Annotated in this window: 17 protein-coding genes; 7 read left to right on the top strand and 10 right to left on the bottom strand. The window is 68.3% G+C overall.

Translation table 11 applies throughout. From position 1 onward, the window contains the following. Positions 1 to 15: 15 nt before the first annotated feature. The gene (locus tag C4N9_RS13745) at positions 16 to 951 is read left to right on the top strand and encodes a class I SAM-dependent methyltransferase (RefSeq protein WP_168192232.1); all 936 of its coding nucleotides are present in this window, start codon (positions 16 to 18) and stop codon (positions 949 to 951) included. 74 nt (positions 952 to 1,025) lie between these two features. Here the strand turns inward: C4N9_RS13745 and C4N9_RS22135 are convergent, their stop codons facing one another. Together C4N9_RS22135 and C4N9_RS13735 are read right to left on the bottom strand one after the other, a co-directional pair. Continuing rightward, a complete protein-coding gene (locus C4N9_RS22135; RefSeq protein ID WP_245902562.1) occupies positions 1,026 to 3,167 on the bottom strand; it encodes a D-alanyl-D-alanine carboxypeptidase family protein in 2,142 nt (713 codons plus the stop codon). A 178-nt stretch (positions 3,168 to 3,345) separates the two neighbouring features. Beyond that, positions 3,346 to 4,041: an HAD family hydrolase gene (locus C4N9_RS13735; RefSeq protein ID WP_109533914.1), complete on the bottom strand. Its 696-nt coding sequence runs from the start codon at positions 4,039 to 4,041 to the stop codon at positions 3,346 to 3,348. Between the two features lie 90 nt (positions 4,042 to 4,131). On the opposite strand from C4N9_RS13735, the gene clpS reads away from it, so the two are divergent. From clpS to C4N9_RS13720, 3 genes are read left to right on the top strand one after another with little or no spacing between them, the layout of a single operon-like run. Then, on the top strand, positions 4,132 to 4,476 hold the full coding sequence (gene clpS / locus C4N9_RS13730; RefSeq protein ID WP_109533913.1) for an ATP-dependent Clp protease adapter ClpS: 345 nt from the start codon (positions 4,132 to 4,134) through the stop codon (positions 4,474 to 4,476). Positions 4,477 to 4,501: 25 nt separating this feature from the next. Next, complete coding sequence (locus C4N9_RS13725) at positions 4,502 to 5,569, top strand: class I SAM-dependent methyltransferase (protein WP_109533912.1); 1,068 nt, start codon at positions 4,502 to 4,504, stop codon at positions 5,567 to 5,569. Continuing rightward, complete coding sequence (locus C4N9_RS13720; RefSeq protein ID WP_109533911.1) at positions 5,566 to 6,372, top strand: SDR family NAD(P)-dependent oxidoreductase; 807 nt, start codon at positions 5,566 to 5,568, stop codon at positions 6,370 to 6,372. Before C4N9_RS13725 ends, C4N9_RS13720 begins: the two co-directional genes overlap by 4 nt. A gap of 1 nt (position 6,373) precedes the next feature. Here the strand turns inward: C4N9_RS13720 and C4N9_RS13715 are convergent, their stop codons facing one another. Then, positions 6,374 to 7,081, bottom strand: coding sequence for an arylesterase (locus C4N9_RS13715; protein WP_109534068.1), 708 nt, complete (start codon positions 7,079 to 7,081; stop codon positions 6,374 to 6,376). Between C4N9_RS13715 and C4N9_RS13710 the strand changes: the two genes are divergently transcribed. Together C4N9_RS13710 and C4N9_RS13705 are read left to right on the top strand one after the other, a co-directional pair. Continuing rightward, complete coding sequence (locus C4N9_RS13710) at positions 7,080 to 7,811, top strand: ABC transporter ATP-binding protein (RefSeq protein WP_425440801.1); 732 nt, start codon at positions 7,080 to 7,082, stop codon at positions 7,809 to 7,811. The two genes, C4N9_RS13715 and C4N9_RS13710, sit on opposite strands and share 2 nt — an antisense overlap. Next, entirely contained in the window at positions 7,808 to 10,327 is a 2,520-nt protein-coding gene (locus tag C4N9_RS13705; protein ID WP_109533910.1) for an ABC transporter permease, read from the top strand. The genes C4N9_RS13710 and C4N9_RS13705 overlap by 4 nt, the downstream gene beginning before the upstream one ends. Before the next feature lie 3 nt (positions 10,328 to 10,330). Here the strand turns inward: C4N9_RS13705 and C4N9_RS13700 are convergent, their stop codons facing one another. Next, complete coding sequence (locus C4N9_RS13700) at positions 10,331 to 11,149, bottom strand: sulfite exporter TauE/SafE family protein (RefSeq protein ID WP_109534067.1); 819 nt, start codon at positions 11,147 to 11,149, stop codon at positions 10,331 to 10,333. Then, a complete protein-coding gene (locus tag C4N9_RS13695; RefSeq protein WP_109533909.1) occupies positions 11,142 to 11,567 on the bottom strand; it encodes a SufE family protein in 426 nt (141 codons plus the stop codon). Before C4N9_RS13695 ends, C4N9_RS13700 begins: the two co-directional genes overlap by 8 nt. A gap of 185 nt (positions 11,568 to 11,752) precedes the next feature. Between C4N9_RS13695 and C4N9_RS13690 the strand changes: the two genes are divergently transcribed. After that, a complete protein-coding gene (locus tag C4N9_RS13690) occupies positions 11,753 to 12,223 on the top strand; it encodes a hypothetical protein (RefSeq protein ID WP_109533908.1) in 471 nt (156 codons plus the stop codon). A 131-nt stretch (positions 12,224 to 12,354) separates the two neighbouring features. Here C4N9_RS13690 and C4N9_RS13685 read toward each other — a convergent pair whose 3' ends face one another. From C4N9_RS13685 to C4N9_RS13665, 5 genes are read right to left on the bottom strand one after another with little or no spacing between them, the layout of a single operon-like run. Next, the gene (locus C4N9_RS13685) at positions 12,355 to 13,590 is read right to left on the bottom strand and encodes a Tm-1-like ATP-binding domain-containing protein (protein WP_245902561.1); all 1,236 of its coding nucleotides are present in this window, start codon (positions 13,588 to 13,590) and stop codon (positions 12,355 to 12,357) included. Further along, positions 13,587 to 15,071 (bottom strand): aldehyde dehydrogenase, encoded by a 1,485-nt coding sequence (locus C4N9_RS13680; RefSeq protein ID WP_109533906.1) that lies wholly within the window; start codon positions 15,069 to 15,071, stop codon positions 13,587 to 13,589. The genes C4N9_RS13685 and C4N9_RS13680 overlap by 4 nt, the downstream gene beginning before the upstream one ends. Then, positions 15,052 to 16,548, bottom strand: coding sequence for a tripartite tricarboxylate transporter permease (locus C4N9_RS13675; RefSeq protein WP_109533905.1), 1,497 nt, complete (start codon positions 16,546 to 16,548; stop codon positions 15,052 to 15,054). The genes C4N9_RS13680 and C4N9_RS13675 overlap by 20 nt, the downstream gene beginning before the upstream one ends. A 12-nt stretch (positions 16,549 to 16,560) precedes the next feature. Continuing rightward, positions 16,561 to 17,109 (bottom strand): tripartite tricarboxylate transporter TctB family protein, encoded by a 549-nt coding sequence (locus C4N9_RS13670; protein WP_109533904.1) that lies wholly within the window; start codon positions 17,107 to 17,109, stop codon positions 16,561 to 16,563. Positions 17,110 to 17,163: 54 nt separating this feature from the next. Then, positions 17,164 to 18,102 (bottom strand): tripartite tricarboxylate transporter substrate-binding protein, encoded by a 939-nt coding sequence (locus tag C4N9_RS13665; RefSeq protein ID WP_109533903.1) that lies wholly within the window; start codon positions 18,100 to 18,102, stop codon positions 17,164 to 17,166. Positions 18,103 to 18,237 lie beyond the last annotated feature (135 nt).

The raw sequence follows: 18,237 nt of genomic DNA, 5'->3' as shown, positions 1-18,237 counted from the left end.
CTGACCGGAACCCTCATGACGCGCGGCCTGACCGTCCCGATGGACTGGCGCCGCCCGGTCACGTCGCGTGAGCGGCAGATCTGGTGGAATGCCGATCACAGCTTCGGCCAGATCCATCCGCGCCCCGCGCTGGACGAGATCCCCGAATTCTACGATTTCCCCACCTATTACACGCATGACGACCCCAATTCGCTGGACAGCGCCGAGGAAGAGCGCCGCATCGGCGCGCTGGGGCGTTTGCTGGGCTCGATCGCCTACCGGTTCGAACGCGGCGCGGAGCCGACCGTGGAATGGTGGGGCTCGGTCATTCCCCGGGGCGCCCGTAACGGGCTTGAAATCGGTTGCGGCAACGGCGACCGGATGAAGACCTTCGGCGCCCATGTCGAAGCCACCGTCGGCATCGAGCCCGATCAGCGCGCGGCGGCCGTCGCGCGTGAAAAAGGGCTCGAGGTCCATGCTGGCACGGCCGAGGATCTTCCCCCCGCCATCCGCGCGCGCAAATACGACGCCATCGTGTTCTCGCATGTGCTGGAACACACGATGGATCCGATCCTTGCGCTGCAGAACGCCCGCGACCTGCTCACCGATACCGGCATCCTGTCGGTGGAAGTGCCCAACAACGCCTCGACCGGCAGTCGCTGGATGGGCGAGCGCTGGCGCTGGCTGGACACGCCGCGGCATCTGAATTTCTTCACGCCCGACAGCCTGCGCGCCTGTGCGCAATCGGCGGGACTGACGGTACGCGCGGTCCTGTTCCGGGGCTATGTCCGCCAGTTCATGCCCGACTGGATCCTGGACGAGGCGCGCATCACCGCCGCCCAGCAGCGCCGCGCGGTGACGCAGGCCGATATCGACCGGCAGGTCCGCCACTCGGCGCGGCTTCTGGCCGCCACGGCGATGGCTGCGCCCGAGAAGAAATACGATTCCGTGCGGCTGATCTGCACCCGCTGACGATCCGTTGTCCCCATGGAATGAAAAAACCCGGCCTTGCGCCGGGTTTTCTCGTATCGCGCTCGTCGCGACGCTCAGCCATCGGCCCCGGCCTGCGGGCCATAGGCATTGCAGGTCTGGTTGCGCGCGGCCAGCCTGAGGCAGGCAAGCTCGGCCTCCTGCTCGGTCAACGAATTGACCTCGGCAACGTGACGCCCGCCGCGCGGCACGACCCTCAACACGCCGTTCCCCAGCGTCGCCGCTTCCGAAAGCGCCACGCTCAACAGCACGCGGTCGGCCTCGAAGGCGCTGCCGAACCGGCCCAGCTCGACCCGCCAGAGCCGCCCGCCCGATGTCGAGACGCGGGTGATCACCTCGGTCGCGCGCTCTTCCTCGGGCTCGTCCGGCGTGTCTTCGAGCGACGAGGTCAGCACGATGGTGGGCTGCAGAACCGGGTCTTCGGGATTCTCGCCATCGAGAGCGACCAGCAATTCCTCGTCGCGCCACAGGATCCGGCCTTCGTCATCGACGCTCAGATCCTGCGCGACCGGCTCGATCTGCGGCAGGGCCGGCATGGCCGGCGCCGGGCTGGCCGCGGCAAGCGCGGTTTCCGCCGCGCGCGCGGACTCGGGAGTTCCGGCGGCCTCGGTGCCGCGCGCGCCTTCCTCGGGGACCGAGATGGGCGGCAGGCCGGGGATGACCAGCCCGTCGGACGTGACCTCGGCCACCGAGACGCTGTCGGGATCGTGGTCGAACTGGCGGGGCTCCGAGCTGTCGTCGCCGCCGGCCGTTTCCGTCGCGGCGCCCACGGGGCCGATATCGGGCGTGGCGGAGCCGGCTTCGGCCAGAGCGGCAAAGATGCTGGCATCCACCGCGCTGGTCCCCGCGCGCGCGACTTCGACCCCATGGTCGGTGCCGTTATCGGCGGTTTCGGGTTCGTCCTGAACAAGCTGAACCACATCGACCGCGGGACGGGCGGGTGGAACGGGTGAGGCCTGGGGCGCAATCGCGGCGATCATCGTCTCTGCCGTGGTCTCGGCATCGACGGCGTCTTCGCCGTCGGCCAGCGCAGGATCACCGCTTTCGCCGCCCTCTTCGATCTCGCGGGCGATGGCCAGCGCTTCGTCCACGGCCGCGGCCACCTCGACGGGTTGCTGCCCGGTCTCGGGCTCCAGCACGTCGTCCAGAACCTCGTCGATCCCGTCGCGCAGGGCGGCGATCATTTCGGCGGGCATCTCGGCGGGGGGTGCCTCTTCGGGGCCCGGACGGGGACGCGGAAAGATCGAGCGGGCGGGCGCGGTCTGCAGCCGGATCGTGCGCCCGGCGGCGACACCGCCGCCCCGGTCATCGGCGCCGCGCACATAGTCCGGGCGCGCCGGCCTGCGCGTCGCCACGCTGCGGGGCGCGTCGCGGAAACCGCGATCCAGAAGCGCCGAAACGCGCCGCAGCCGGTCAGGAGAGGACCGCGCGCCGAACACCACCGCCAGCATCCGCACGCCGTTGCGCTCGGCCATGGCGGCAAGGTTGTAGCCCGCCGCGTTGGTAAAGCCCGTCTTGATGCCATCGGCGCCGCGATAGCTGCTCAGGAACAGCCGGTTGGTGTTGCGCACGGTGGCGATGCCCGCATTGTCCGACATGCGCGAGAAGATGTTGTAGTAAGCCGGATGGTCGAAATAGAGCTGCCGCGCCAGCAACGCCATGTCATGCGCCGAGGACAAATGCCCCGATGCCGTCAGCCCGTGCGGATTGACGAAATGGGTCCGCGTCATGCCGATGGCCCGCGCGGTGCGGTTCATCCGGTCGGCAAAGGCCGAGACCGAGCCTTCGAGCGCTTCGGCGATGGCCACGGCCGCATCGTTGCCCGACCGCAGGGCGGCGGCGCGAATCAGGTAGCGGAACGCGATCTCCTGCCCCGAGCGCAGGCCCAGCCGCGACGGCGGCTGCGCGGCGGCATGGGACGAGATGCGCACCCGCGCATCGGCGTCGATCTCGCCGTTTTCCAGCGCCTCGAAGGCGATGTAGAGGGTCATCATCTTGGTCAACGACGCAGGATGAAGCCGCGCGTTGGCATTGTCGGTCTGATAAAGGATCTCGCCGGTCCGGACATCCATGAGAAGCCCTGCATAGGGCTGGGCGTGGGCGCGATTCGGCACGCCAAGCGCCATCAGCACGACCAGAACGGTCGCGAATCCCAAGATACCAAAGCCGCGGAACCAACGCCCGGTGTGCGTTGTCACGTGCCTGTCCTCTGCCTCTGCGCCCCGTCTTGTGCGGGGACGTCATTTCTGCTCTGGGATCAGAGTATCATCTATCCACAGACCTGAAAACCCCCCGCCTTTTCAAGGTCTTTTCGCGCGTTGTTCACGTGAATCCCAGATATTGCAGCGCCACCGGGCACGGCCACTAGATCGGGGATCAGCGCAGATCGGCCAACAGATCGGGCAGTTCCGACAAGGTGGAAATCCGCCGAAAGCGCGGATGGTCTTCGGGGGCTTCGGCCCGTTCCAGCGCCCATTCCAGCCCGTGCGGCACGAAGACGCCGAACGCGCCCGCCTCGATGGGCGGGACGACGTCGGATTTCATCGAATTGCCGGCCATCAGCGCCCTCTCGGGCCCGTCACCGTGCCGTTCGAAGATCTGCGCATAGATCTCGGGCGTCTTGTGGCTGACGATCTCGACCGCGTCGAACAGATCGCCCAGCCCCGACTGCGCCAGTTTGCGCTCCTGGTCCAGCAAATCGCCCTTGGTGATCAGCACCAGCCGGTGCCCGTCGGCAAGCCGTTCGACCGTCTCCTGCGCGCCCGGCAACAATTCGATCGGATGGGCCAGCATCTCTTGCCCGGCGGCGATGATCTGGCCGATCACCGTGCCCGGCACGCGCCCCTCGGTCACGTCGATGGCGGTTTCGATCATCGACAGCGTGAAGCCTTTCACCCCGAACCCGTATTGCCCCAGATTGCGCCGTTCGGCATCGAGCAGCCTTTCGGCCAGATGCCCGGGTTCGGCATGGTCGGACAGCAATTCGGCGAAACGCTGATGCGTCAGGGTAAAGAAGCGCTCGTTATGCCAGAGCGTATCGTCGGCATCGAGCCCGATCGTGGTCAGTTGCATGGCTGCTCGCGGCTGGTAGGGTTTTCTTGAAGATAATCGGCGCTATATAGTCGGTTTAACGCGAATCTGTCACTCAGGCTCAAACACCGCATGGTTCTGTCCCCCACGATGACCGAGCGCAAGGACGGCGATGGCGATCCCGGCGATCCGGGTATTGCGCTGAAGACGCGCACGCGGACGGCAAAGCCGCCGATGTACAAGGTCCTGCTGCTCAACGACGATTATACGCCGATGGAGTTCGTGGTCCATGTTCTGGAACGCTTCTTCGGGCTGAACCACAGCCAGGCGTTCGAGATCATGCTCACGGTCCACAAGAAGGGCCTCGCCGTGGTCGGCGTCTTCAGCTACGAGATCGCCGAAACCAAGGTCGCGCAGGTGATGGACTTCGCCCGGCGCCACCAACATCCGCTGCAATGCACCCTGGAAAAGGAGTAGGGCGTCCCCGCGCCCTGTGACGCGCATGTCCCTCAATGATCCGGCGCCGCGCGCGCTGCGGCTTGAGCTTGCCCTCGAGGCAGGCTTGGTGCTGCCCGACAGCGGCACGATAGCCGTCTTCCACCCCCATGCCGGCGAAATGCTGACCCCTCTCCCGCGCGAGCGCGTGGTGATCGTGTCGCCCCATGCCGCCGACGTCTCGGCATTCCAGGCGCAGGGCTATGCCTGCATCCCGGCGGCCGAGGGTCCCTACGCCGCCGCGATGGTCTGCCTGCCGCGCGGACGGGCGGAAGGGCGCGACCTGCTGTCACAGGCGGTGGCGCTGACCCGCGGGCCGGTGATCGTCGACGGGCAGAAGACCGACGGCGCCGATACCACGCTCAAGGATCTGCGCGCCCGCGTCGACCTGAGCGAGGCCATCGCCAAGGGCCATGGCAAGATCGCGTGGTTCGACGCCACGGACGGCACCGACACGCTGGCCGACTGGCGCGCCCTGCCCGGTCAGGCGCAGGACGAGACGCGCAGCTACCGCACGCTGCCCGGCCTGTTCTCGGCGGACGGGATCGACCCGGCCTCGGCGCTGCTGGCCAGCACCTTTCCCGCCGGGCTGAAAGGCGTCGCGGCCGATCTGGGTGCGGGCTGGGGCTATCTGTCGGCGCAATTGCTGGCGATGGCGCCCGGACTGGCCGAGCTTCACCTGATCGAATCCGATATCCGCGCGCTCGATTGTGCGAAAGAGAACGTCACCGATCCCCGCGCGCGCTTTCACTGGGCCGACGCGACCAGCCTGTTGAAATTGCAGCTTGATGCGGTGATCATGAACCCGCCCTTCCATCAGGGCCGCGACGCCAACCCAAGGCTGGGTGCGCAGTTCATCCGCACCGCGGCGGCGATGCTGAAGCCCTCGGGCCAGCTGTTCATGGTCGCCAACCGGCATCTGCCCTACGAGGCGACGCTGGCCGAGTGTTTCCGCAAGCACAGCGAGCTGCCGGGCACCAACAGCTTCAAGATCTTCCATGCCGAGGGGCCGCAGCGCGCGCCCGCTCAGGCGCCGCGCGGTCGCGTGGCGCAGACCCGGGGACGCCGCGCATGAGTTTCTCGATCCAGGGCAAGACCGCCATCATCACCGGCGCCGCGACCGGCATCGGCCATGCCATCGCCCGGCACTTCCTGGATGAGGGCGCGAATGTCGTGTTCTCGGACCAGAACGAGAAGCGGCTGAAGAGCAATTGCGACGATCTGGCCAGTTCCGAGAATTGCCGCCTTTTCGTCGGCGATCTGCGCGAGAAACTGGCGGTGGCGAACCTGTTGTCGACCACGCTCGATGCCTTCGACCGCGTCGACGTGCTGATCAATGCCACCCGGTCCTTCATGCTGACCGATCCGCTGGATGCCGCCGACGACTCGGTCGAAACACTTCTCGACCAGAATCTCAATGTCGCGCTGCGGACCTCGCAGGCGGTGGCGCGCCGGATGATCCTGCAGGCCGAGCAGGAAGACGAGAAGCCGCAGGAAGCGGGGACGATCATCAACATCTCGTCGATCGCCGCGCATCGCACCCAGCCGCAACTGATGGGGTTCTCGATCTCAAATGCCGCGTTGGAACAGATGACGCGCTCGATGGGCGTGGCGCTGGCCCCCCATGCGATCCGGGTGAATGCCATCGCGGTCGGTTCGCTGATGTCGGGGACGCTGCGCGACACGATTGCCGAACATCCCGAATACCGCGATTCGATCATTCAGGGGACGCCCCTGCACCGGATCGGCACCGCCTCGGAAGTGGCGGAACTGGCGCAGTTCCTCGCCTCGGGCGCGTCGGCCTTCATGACCGGGCAGGTGATGACGCTGGATGGCGGGCGCTCGGTTCTGGATACCGTGCAGCGCCCGGCGCATTGACTCAGGAATTGCCGCCGGCGCGCGTCAGAAGCTCTTCGACCACCGGACCCAGTTGCTCGACCACCAGCCCGACCCCCGTCGCGTTGGGGTGGACCATGTCGCCCTGCATGACGGTTTCCGGCGCGGCGCCGGATTCCACCCGCGCCATCAGCGGCGCCAGCATGTCGGGCACCAGAAGCGCGTCGTGCTCGGCGGCAAGCTCGGGATACATGGCGGCGAAATCCTGCTGATACTCGGGCCCGTAATTGGCGGGCGCGGGCAGACCCACCAGCAAGGCGGGGATCTGCTCGGTCTCCAGCCGCGACAGGATCCGGTCGAGATTGTCGCGGCTCAGCGCCGGGTCGATCCCCCGAAGCAGGTCGTTCCCGCCCAGCGCCACGATCATCGCGTCCGGTTCGTCCGCCAGCGTCCAGTCAAGCCGCGCCAGTCCGCCGCTGGTCGTGTCACCGCTGACGCCGGCGTTCAGGATTTCGACATCGTGGCCCCGCGCATCGAGCCAGGCCTGCAATTGCGGCACCAGCCCCTCGCCCTGTTCCAGCCCGTAGCCCTGTGTCAGCGAGTCCCCCAGTGCCGTGATCCTGAGCGTTTCGGCCTGTGCGACAGAAATTCCGGCCCCCAGCGTGAAAAGCCCAACCGTCACCGCCCTGCGAAGCTTGCCTGCCCAGTCCGAGACCCCATATCGGCTGAAGGTACAAAGGACTTTTTTCATGCCGGATTCCATCGTCTCGCCTGTTCTGTCGCTGCGTGATGCCTCTCTGACCTTGCAAGGCAATGCCGGGCCTGTCGAGATCCTCAAGGGGATCTCTCTGGAAATTGAGCAGGGCCAGTCGGTCGGGCTGATCGGGCCGTCGGGGTCGGGGAAATCCTCGCTTCTGATGCTGATGGGAGGACTCGAGCGTGCCACGGGCGGCAGCGTCATGGCGCTGGGGCACGACCTGACAACGATGAACGAAGACGCGCTCGCCCGCTTCCGGCGCGGGAATATGGGGGTGGTCTTCCAGTCCTTTCACCTGATCCCGACGATGACCGCGCTGGAAAACGTGGCGACGCCACTGGAACTTGCGGGCCGCAAGGATGCGTTCGAGCGGGCCGAGGCCGAGCTCACCGCCGTGGGCCTCGCCAAGCGGATGCACCATTATCCCGCGCAGATGTCGGGCGGCGAGCAGCAGCGCGTGGCGCTGGCCCGCGCCGCCGCGCCGCGCCCGGCGATCCTGCTGGCGGACGAGCCGACGGGCAATCTGGACGGCCCCAATGGCGAAGCGATCATGGAGCTGCTGTTCGGCCTGCGCGACCGGCACGGCGCGACGCTGGTGCTGGTGACCCACGCGCCCGAACTGGCAGACCGCTGCGACCGGGTGATCGGGCTACGCGACGGCAGCATCGACGGCGAGACCCGCAAGACCCGGCCCGATAATACCCGGCCCGAGGCCGCGCAATGAGCCTGGCCGTTGCCGCCCGCCTGGCCCGCCGCGAACTGCGCGGGGGCCTTGGCGGCTTCCGCATCTTCCTGTTGTGCCTGACGCTGGGCGTGGGCGCCATCGCCGCCGTAGGATCGGTCGGATCAGCGATCGAGGCCGGGCTGGCCCGCGAGGGGCGCGCGCTTCTGGGCGGCGATGCCGAGCTTGAGCTGACCTATCGCTTCGCGGGGGACGCCGAACGCGCTTGGCTGGACGAGAACGCCGCCGCCTGGGGCGAGGTGGTCGATTTCCGCTCGATGGCCGTGGGGCCCGATGGCGACCGCGCGCTGACGCAGGTGAAGGGCATCGACGCCAACTGGCCGCTTGTCGGCGAGGCCCGGTTCGAGCCCGCGATGTCCGTGGCGCAGATGCTGGCCGGTCGCGACGGCCTGCCCGGCGCCGCGCTCGAGCGGGTGCTGATCGACCGGCTGGGGCTGGAAGTGGGCGATACGGTCCGGCTGGGCACGCAGGATTTCGCCCTGATGGCCGCGCTGGAACGCGAACCCGACAGCGTGAGCACCGGCTTTGCGCTGGGGCCGCGTACGCTGGTAGGGCTGGCACCCCTGCGCGAGGCGGGACTTCTGGGCGCGGGCTCGATGTTCGAGACCTCGTACCGGCTTGTCCTGAACGAGGGCGACACGCTGGACCGCGTGCGCCGTTCGCTCATTGACACGTTCCACGACGCAGGCATCCGCTGGCGCGATTCCACCCGCGCGGTGCCCGGCGTCGCGCGGTTCGTCGACCGGATCGGCGCGTTCCTGGTGCTGGTCGGGCTGGCCGGTCTGGCCGTGGGCGGGATCGGCGTATCGGCTGCGGTGCGCGCCTATCTCGACGCCAAGACCGGCGTCATCGCCACGCTGAAGACGCTGGGCGCCGAGGGACGGACCATTTTCGCCGTGTATTTCCTGCAGATCGGCGCGCTGACGCTTCTGGGCGTCGGGCTGGGCGTCGCGCTGGGCGCGGGCGCGCTACTGGTGGCGGCGCCCTTCGCGCAGGAAAGCCTGCCCGTCCCGCTTCAGGCCGGGATCTACTGGCAACCGCTGGGCGAGGCCGCGCTGTACGGCGTGCTGACCGCGCTGGTCTTCACGCTCTGGCCACTGTCGCGCGTCGAGCAGGTCCGCGCGGCGGCGCTGTTTCGCGGCATCGGCGGCGGCACCCGCGCGCGCCCGCGCCCCGGCCCGCTGCTGGCACTGATCCTCAGCGTCGCGGCGCTGATCGCGGCCGCCGTGCTGTTCTCGGGCACGTGGCAGCTGGCGCTCGGCGCCGCCCTTGGCATCGCCGGCGCCTTGGCCATCCTGTCGGTCGTGGCGCTCGGCCTGCGGGCGCTGGCGCGCCGCGCTGCGCGGACCCGCGCCCTGCGCGGCAAGACGGCGCTCAGGCTGGCGCTGGGGGCCGTGGGCAACCCGCGCGAGGGCGCGGTGGCCGTCGTGCTGTCGCTGGGGCTGGGCCTGACCGTGCTGGCCTCGGTGGGGCAGATTGACACCAACCTGCGCAACGCCATCTCGACCGAGATGCCCGACCGTGCGCCCAGCTTCTTCTTCCTCGACATCCAGCCCGATCAGGTCGACCGTTTCCGCGGGATCGTCTCGGGTTTCGAGGGCGTCCACGACATCCAGCTCGCCCCGCAGCTGCGCGGCGTGATCAGCCAGATCAACGACCGCCCGGCCCGCGAATACGGCAGCCACTGGGTGCTGCGCGGCGACCGGGGCGTGACCTATGCCGCCGAACAGGGCGACTTGCGGCTGACCCAGGGCGAATGGTGGCCCGACGGCTATGACGGCCCGCCGCTGATTTCCTTCGGCGCCGAGGAAGGCGCCGAGCTGGGCCTGTCGCTGGGCGACACGATCACGGTCAACGTCATGGGCCGCGACATCACCGGCACCATCGCCAATTTCCGCGAACTGGATTTCTCGACCGGCGGCATCGGCTTCGTCATGACCTTCAACCCCGCGGCCTTTGCCGGGGCGCCGCACACGGTCATCGCGACGCTGCGCGCGCCCGAAGGCAGCGAGGGCGCGATCCTGCGCGCGGTCGGCGACGCCCTGCCCAACGTCACCGCCATCCCGATCCGCGAGACGACCCAGCGCGTCGCCGAGGCGCTGGACGCGCTGGCCGCCGCCACCTCGATTGCCGCGCTGGCGACGCTGGCCACCGGCTTCGTGGTGCTGATCGGCGCGGCAGCGGCGGGCGAGCGCGCGCGGGTCTTCGAGGCTGCCGTCCTGAAGACAGTGGGCGCCACGCGGGGCCGCATCCTGCTGAGCTTCGCGTTGCGCTCGGTGCTGATGGGCGGCGCGGCGGGTCTCGTGGCCATCGGCGCGGGCGGGCTGGCCGCCTGGGCGGTGATCACGCAGGTGATGGAGCTGACCTATCGCTTCGCGCCCGGCTCGGCGCTGTCCGTGGTTGTCGGGGGTATCCTCGCCGTGCTTCTGGCGGGCCTCGTCTTCGCGCTCAGACCGCTCGCTGCACGCCCTGCCGGCATTCTGCGCGCGCAGGAATAGCGCTCAGTATCCCAGCGCCTTGCGCAGCATGTTGAGCGCCATCAGCATGATGAAGACCGCGAACACGCGCCGGAGCGGCTTCGGGTCCATCGCATGCGCCAGCTTCACGCCCAAGGGCGCTGTCAGGTTGGTCATCGCGATGACCAGCAGGAAGGCGGGGATGTTGACCGCACCCAGCGTATAGGGCGGCGGCGCGTCGATCGGCATCAGCAGGAAACCCAGAACCGAGGGCACGGCGATGGTGATCCCGAAACCCGCCGCCGTCGCCACCGCGCGATGGATCGGCACGCCGAACAGCGTCATCAGCGGCACCCCGAACGAGCCGCCGCCGATCCCCATCAGGACCGACAGGAACCCGATCCCGGCGCCCGTCGCCCCGCGCGCGCCGCCTTTCGGCATCGCCTCGCCCAGCCGCCAATGCTCGCGTCCCAGCGCCAGGTAGAGCCCCACCACCACGCCGACCCCGCCAAAGATCGCCTGCAGCGCCACCGAGCGCAGGCCCGACGCGGCCAGCACGCCGACCACCGCGCCGATTGCGATCCAGGCTGCCCAGCCTTTCAGGATCTCCCAATCCACGGCGCCGCGCTTGTTATGCGTGCGCACCGATTTCAGCGAGGTCACGATGATCGTCGCCAGCGAGGTCGCCAGACAGACCTGCATCAGCTGCGGCCCGGCATAGCCCAGAAGCGTGAAGGCGTAGAAAAACGCCGGCACCAGCACGATGCCGCCGCCCACGCCCAGAAGCCCGGCGATGATCCCGGCGAACCCGCCGATCACCGCCAGCAGCGCCGCCATCAGCGCCAGCAGCGTGGGATCAGGCATCGCCGCCATCCAGCGCCTGCGCCGCGACCAGCCGGATCCGCTCGACCATCGCGCGCAGCCCGTTCGAGCGCTGCGAGGACAGATGCTCGTCCAGCCCCAGCCGTTTCAGCGCCCCGCTTGCATCGACGCCCGGCACCTCGGCCAGCGGCCGCCCGGCATAAAGCGCGTGCAGCACCGCGATCAGCCCGCGCACGATCATCGCGTCGCTGTCGCCCATGAAATCGAACCGCCCGTCCTCGATCCGGGGGAAAAGCCAGACCTGGCTGGCGCAGCCATTGACCTTGTTGGCGGGCACTTTCAGCGCCTCGTCCATCTCGGGCAACTCGCGGCCCAGCTCGATGACATGCCGGTAGCGCTCTTCCCAATCGTCCAGGAAATCGAAGGTTTCCGCGATCTCGTCGAACTCGTCCTGCGCCATCTGCCGCCCTGCCTGCTGCCCCTGATCCGCGCGCCCGCCTGCCTGCGCCTGCGCGCGCGCCCTGCGATGCCAGACCTAGGGCGGCACGCGCCAAAGGTCCAGCCCGCCCTTTTCAACGGCCCCGCTTTGCGCTAGGCGGAAGACGCATCCGCTGCGTCTTTCGTCTGCCTCCCGGAGGGACTTCCATGAAAACCCCGCTCGCGCTGCTGCTGATCGCCTCGCTGAGTGTCACCGCCTGCGGCGGCCTGCGCGAGTCGCGGATGAATCCGCGCAACTGGTTCGGGTCCTCGTCGGAGGAAGCCGCGCGCCCCGATCTGGGCGAAACGAGCAACGTCGCCGATTTCCGCCCGCTGGTGCCGCAGGTCGATACGCTGACGATCGAGCGGACCTCGTCGGGCGCGATCATCCGCGCCGATGCGGTGATGCCCTCGGCCGGGTGGTGGGACCCGCAACTGGTGGCCGAGAATTTCGGCCGCCCGCAGGGCGGCGTGCTGACCTTCCGCTTCGTTGCCGCCGCGCCGCGAACCCCGGTCGCCGCGCCCGGCGCCGCCGCACGCACGATCTCGGCGGTCTATGCGATGACGCAGGCCCAGCTCGACACCACGGTCGAAGTGGTCGTCGTGGGCGCCAACAACAGCCGCCGCGCCCGCCGCTGACCAGGGCGCACGGGGGCGCGCCCCGCGCCCCTCTCGCGGCCCTTCCGCGGCCCTGTCATCTTTGTTCCGAAAATATCCTCGGGGGGTGAGGCGCGTCCGCGCCGAGGGGGGCAGACAGCCCCCCTGCCCCGTCAGCCGCGTGGCAGGACGCCTGCCGCGATCCAGTCATCGACCACCGCCAGCGCCGCCTCGGCAAAGGCCGGGTCGTTGATATGTGCGTCCAGCTCGACCAGCCGCACATTGTCCGGGCAGCTTGCGCGGATCTCATCGACAAAGGCCGCCAGCGCCTCGGGATCCGAGAGCGGGCCGCCGGGCCGGTCCCATTCGTTGCCACCCAGGACGGGCAGCAGGAACACCACCGGCCCTTCGGCCTGCGCCAGCCGCTCGCACAGGGTGCGCGCCATCGCGCGGCGCTCCTCGGCCGTCATGATGACCGAGGTCAGCAGCCGGTTATGCGCATGGGCCGGGCGGTCCTGCAAAGGCTCGGGCATGGGCTGCCAGCCCACAAGGTCGACAAGGTCGTAGCAGCCGATCGACACGATCTGCGGCACGCCAGCCTTTCCCGCCGCCGTCATCCGGTCGGGCCCCGCGCTGATGGCCGAGCCGTGCAGGTGATTGCCCACTTCCTGCGGCGCGAAGTCCATGACGGCGGCAAAGGCGCCCTCGGCGGCCAAAGCCTCGAAAGCCCGCCCGCCCATGCCGGTGGCGTGGAACACCGCCACCTCGAAGCCGCGCTCTTCCAGCGCCGGTTTCAGCGCAACCATGTATCTCAGGACGGTCTTCCCGAACGAAGTCATGCCGATCAGGGGCCGGTCGCGCGCCGGTTTCTCGACCGCGCGCGCGGCACCCAGAACGGCGCCCGCCGCCTGTGACAGCGACGCCTTGCAGACCGAGTTCAGGCCGTAAAGCCCGCCCGCCCACAGGATCATCTGCACATCCGCCGCCAGCCGCTCGGGCGGGATCATCGGCGAGAAACTGACGGTCGAGACGATGTATTTCGGCACGCCCAAGGGCAGCGCCGCGCAAAGGTCGAGCGCCAGATCCGTGCCCATCGACCCGCCCAACACCACGACGCCGTCGAAGACGCCCTGCGCGTGAAGCCGGGCTGCCAGCGCGGCGGCGCCGCGCGCCATGATCTGCATGGCAAGGTTCTCGTCCTCGCCCGCGATCGCCTCGGCGATGGACGACCCGCCCGCTTCGGCCACATCGTGCTTGGAATAATCGGTGGGCTGCGCGGGATCGCCCAGCACGCTGACATCCATGGTCTTCACGCCGCCGCCTTGCTGGCGGATGACCTGCGCCAGGTAGCCCAGCTCGTCCTGCTTGGTGTCGTAGGTGCCGACGATAAGAATGGTCCGATCCGTCACAGCGCAATCCATGCCGTTTTCAGGTTCACGTATTTGTCCAGCGCGTGCAGCGACTTGTCATGCCCGTTGCCGGATTGGCGGTGCCCACCCAGCGGCACGGTATTGTCCGCGCCACCATAGGTGTTGACGTGGACGACGCCCGCGTCGATCGCCCGCACCATGCGGTGCGCTCGGCTGAGATTGCCGGTCCAGACCGCCGAGGCCAGCCCGAAATCGGTCCCGTTGGCCATGCGAACGGCGTCTTCCTCGGTGTCGAAGGGCGTGATCGCGGCGACCGGGCCGAAGACCTCTTCGCGCGCCAGCGTCATCTCGGGCGCGACCTTGTCGAAGATCGTCGGCGCGTAATAGCTACCGCCGGTCTCGGTCAGGATCCGCTCGCCCCCGGCCAGCAGCGCGCCGCCCTCGTCCTGCGCCTTCTCGACGAAATGCTGCACGCGGGCCAGTTGCGCCTCGGACGATATCGCGCCCGCTTGCGTGTCCAGCTTCAGCGGGTTGCCGATCTTCATCGCGCGCGCTTCCTCGGCCAGCATGCCGGCGAATTCCTCGTGCACCGAGCGTTCGACCAGCAGCCGCGAGCCCGCGACGCAGACCTGACCGGAATTGCGGAAGATCCCCGCCGCGCTGACCTTGGCCGCCTGCCGCAGATCGGGCGCGTCGGCGAAGACGATGTTGGGGGATTTGCCGCCCAGTTCCAGATAGACGCGCTTGAGGTTCGAGCGCGCGGAATATTCCAGCAACCGGCGCCCGACCCCGCCCGAGCCGGTGAAGACCAGCACGTCGACATCCATATGCAGGCCCAGAGCCTCGCCCGAGGTCGCGCCCGCGCCGGTCACGACGTTCAGCACGCCGTCGGGCAGGCCGCATTCGGCGCAGATCTCGGCCAGCCGCAAGAGCGAGAGCGAGGCCACTTCCGAGGGTTTCAGCACCACCGAATTGCCCATCGCCAGCGCCGGGGCGATCTTCCACGCGCCGATCATCATCGGGAAGTTCCACGGCACGATGGCGCCGACCACGCCCACCGGCTCGCGGTGGATCAGGCCCAGCACGTTGCCGGGGGTGGGTGCGATCTCGCCGCCCACCTTGTCGAGCGCCTCGGCATAATAGCGGAAGGTGCCCGCGGCACTCATCGGTTCGGCCTTGAGCGCCATCGAGATCTCGGTCCCGTTGTCGCGCACGCCCAGCACGGCCAGCGCCAGCGCCTCGCGCTCGATCGCCTCAGCGATGCGGAACAGGACTTTCTTGCGCTCGGCCGGTGCCGCGCGCGACCAGACGCCCGATTGAAAGGCCGCGCGCGCCGTCTTCACGGCCAGATCCACATCCCCGGCCGAGGCATCGGCGATCTGCGCGAATTCGCGTCCGTCGATGGGCGAGGTCACGGGCAGCGAGGCGCCGCCCATGGCCGACACCCACTTGCCGCCGATGAACAGGCCCTGCGGGCCGACCGGCGCCTGCGCCAGCGCATCAATGCTGGACTGATCCATTCCGTTTTCCTTTCCAGTCGCGCCACAGTCCCCAGACATGCAGCGCCAGAACAATGCAGATGAGACAGAAGATCGCCATCGCCACGGGCCGGTCGATCCATGAATACAGGGACTGAATGCGCGGCAGCGAGGTGCGGAACTTGTTTTCCATGATGCCGCCCAGAACCATGCCCAGGATGATCGGCACGATCGGCAGGTTCAGCCGCTTCAGCATCACGCCCAGCAGCCCGAACGCCGCCGCCATCATGCAATCCACCGCCGAATTGCGCAGCGAATAGATCCCCACGAAGCTGAGCGCGAGGATGATCATCCCGAGGTAGCGGTTGGGGATCACCAGCACCTTCAGCAGCGGTTTTGTCGCCACCAGAAGGAAAGCCAGCGCGAGGATATTCAGCAGCGCCAGGCAGATATAGAGCGCCATCACGAAATCCATCTGGTTCCGGAACAGGCCCGGACCGGGGATCACGTTATGGACGTAGAACACGCTGAGCATCATCGCCGTCAGCGCCTCGCCCGGGATGCCCAGCGCCAGAAGCGGCACCATGGCGGCGGGCGGGACCGAGTTGTTGGCGGTTTCCGAGGCGATCAGCCCTTCGGGACTGCCCTTGCCGAACAGCTCGGGCTTTTTCGAGGTCGCCCGCGCGAAGCTGTAGCTGAGGAATTGCGACGTGAACTCGCCCACGCCCGGGATGATCCCCATGATCGTGCCCGACAGCGACCCGGCAGTGGCGACGCGGGGGTGACGGAACACCTCGCGCACGCCCTTGCCCACGCTGCCGCTGATCGTCGGCGCCTCGCCTTTCTCGTCGGCGCCGATCAGCAGCACGAAGGCCTGCGAGACGGCGAACAGGCCCAGCACGACGACGATCAGGTCGACCCCCTGCGTCAGGAACGGCAGGTCGAAGGTGAAACGCTGGGAATAGGTGTTGGCCTCCATCCCCACGGTATTCAGGAACAGCCCGAACATCAGCAGCGCTCCCGCCGCCAGCGACTGCCCGCGATGCGCGACGACGACCAGGATGCAGCCCAGCAAAGCGGCGAGGAAGATCTCACGCGAGCCGAACATGGGCGCGATCCGGGCCAGAACCGGCGACAGCAGCATCAGCGCGATGACCGCGAAGATGCCGCCGAAGAACGACGCGCCAAAGCTCAGGCCCAGCGCGCGCGGCGCCTCGCCCGCCTTGGTCATCGGGTAGCCGTCATAGGTGGTCAGCGCGTTGACCGGCGTGCCGGGCGTGTTGATCAGGATCGACGGGATCGAGCCGCCGAACAGGGCCGAACCGTAGATGCCCAGAAGCAGCGTCAGCCCGACGATCGGCTCCATGCCGAAGGTCGCGGGCAGCAGGATGGCGATGGCGACCGCCGGGCCCACGCCGGGGATCGCGCCGATGATCACGCCGCCGACCGACCCCGCGATCAGCGCGGCGATGACATCCCAGCGCGAGACGATGCCCAGCGCGTCAATGAACGTGTCCAAATCCGGACCCTCTTACAGATAGACGACAAGGAAATTGCGCAGCCCCTGCGGCAGCAGGTCATAGACCGCGCCCCCCGGGATGCGGACCGACAGCCCGGCCTTGAAGACGACGACGATGCCCAGCGCGATCAGCGGTGCCAGCAGCAGCGGCAGCCCGCGATACCCCAGCCGGAACGCGAGCAGCGTGGCGAACAGAACCGACGCAGGCAGATAGCCGATATAGGGCACCGCCATCACGTAGATCAGGAACCAGACGACATATTCGCCCGCCTTGGCCCAGATGCCCAGCTCGGCCAGCACGTTCCCGCCACCGGCCCGCGCGTTGCGCACCAGGCAGGCGATCAGCTCGCCCGCCCCGAAAACCAGCATCCCGACGATGGCGATCAGGGGCCACAGGCCCGGCTGTCGGCTCCAGGGTTGCCCGCTCGCCCAGCTCGTTTCCGACGACCACAGCGCGGCCAGGATCACGGCGATCAGGAACGAGGTGACGGCGAAGACGATCTCGGCGCGGTGATGGGGCGGGTGGGTCAGCTCTGACAGGTCGTGACGCTCGTCGCTCATGCGGATCCCGTATGGAAAGAGGCCCCGGCGATCCTTGCGCCGGGGCCGGGTTGCTTACTCGGCGGTCAGCTCGTCGATCCGCGCCATCGTCGCGATGTCGCTTTCGATCTGGGCGGTCGCGGCGGCGGTGTCCTGCCAGTAGATCTGCGCGCCGGTCTCGGCGGCGAAGGTCTGCGCGCGCTCGGACGCGATGGTCTCCTGCGCGACGGCCGCGATGGCGTCGATGGCTTCTTGCGGCGTGTCCTTGTGCACGAAGAGCCCGTTCCAGAGCGAAATCGACAGGTCCGGCGCAAGCTCGCCCACGGTCGGCGCGTCGGGCGCAAGTTCGAGCCGCTCGCCGGTCACCGAGGCCAGGATCGTCACATCGTCGAGGCACGGCATGATCAGCTGGATCGTGGTGTTGATCACGTCCACATCGCCCGAGGCCAGGGTATTGCAATCGAGCGCGTCATAGGCCGCGTCCGCGCCCCAGCTGAAGCCCATGGTCTCGGCCAGCGCGAAGCTGACGGCGGTCGGCGTCAGCGCGGCGCCGAAATGGCCCAGCAGAACCTCGTTGTCCTGCGCATAGGCGGCCAGCTCTTCCATCGTCTGGAACTCGGACGAGCCCGAGGTCGCCAGCACGAAAGGATAGGTCAGGAAGATACCGACCGGCACGAAAGGATCGGGGCTGAGCTCTTCGATCCCCAGCGTCGGGCCGACGACCGGCACACCGATCACGAAGGACCCGACCATCGACCCATCGGCCGGGGCGTTGGCTACCTCAATGGCGCCCGGGAACGGGCCGCCCCCGCCGCCCGGACGGTTCACCACCGCGGCAGGCTGGCCGTACGCCTCCTGGAAATCCTCGGCGATCATGCGGGTCAGCACGTCTTCCAGATCCCCCGGCGGCCAGGGCACGACGAATTGCACGGGACCTTCGGGATACTCGGCCAGCGCGGTACCCGCGGGCAGCGCCATCGCTGCGGCCAGGGCCAGTGAGACGGGGAATTTCATCGGGCTTCTCCTTGTCGGTTGGGTCTGTCTTTGATTGCTCGCCGGTTCATTATATACACCGACGTTTCAAATTTAGCTTGCGCGACGACCCGGATTCGGTCAAGGCTTTTCTTGCGCTTGCAATGAGTGTTTTTC

The organism is Pararhodobacter marinus (genome assembly GCF_003122215.1).
GTDB classification, from domain to species: Bacteria; Pseudomonadota; Alphaproteobacteria; order Rhodobacterales; family Rhodobacteraceae; genus Pararhodobacter; species Pararhodobacter marinus.
The sequence above is the reverse complement of the archived record's forward strand: the minus strand, read 5'-3'. Positions and strand labels throughout refer to the sequence as shown.